Origin of the sequence: Burkholderia sp. JPY481, from assembly GCF_038900515.1 — a bacterium.
In the GTDB taxonomy this organism is placed as follows: Bacteria; Pseudomonadota; Gammaproteobacteria; order Burkholderiales; family Burkholderiaceae; genus Paraburkholderia; species Paraburkholderia youngii.
The window spans coordinates 1-255 of sequence record NZ_JAYMRT010000210.1; the positions used below are offsets into that span (position 1 = coordinate 1).

The following is a 255-nucleotide window of genomic DNA, read 5'->3' on the forward strand; positions in this document are numbered from 1 at the left end:
GAGTTTCGCGGCGCCGTATCTGACGCTGATGGACGTCGACGCGCCCCAGCGCAAATACGAACTGCGCGACATGTTTGATGCATTGCGCTGGATGGCTCGTGCCGGCGCGCCGTGGAGGATGCTGCCCGATGATTTCCCGCCGTGGGAGCTGGTGTATCAGCAGACTCAACGCTGGTTGCAGGCGGGCTGCTTTGAGAGCATGGTGAGCGACCTGCGCTCGGTGATACGCGTGGCACAGGGCCGTCGGGGACAGCC

The 255-nt window shown here is 64.3% G+C and carries 1 protein-coding gene; it reads left to right on the forward strand.

Annotated elements, in window-relative coordinates:
• The coding region (locus VSR82_RS40380; protein WP_498858961.1) for a transposase at positions 1-255 on the forward strand (255 nt) is incomplete at both ends.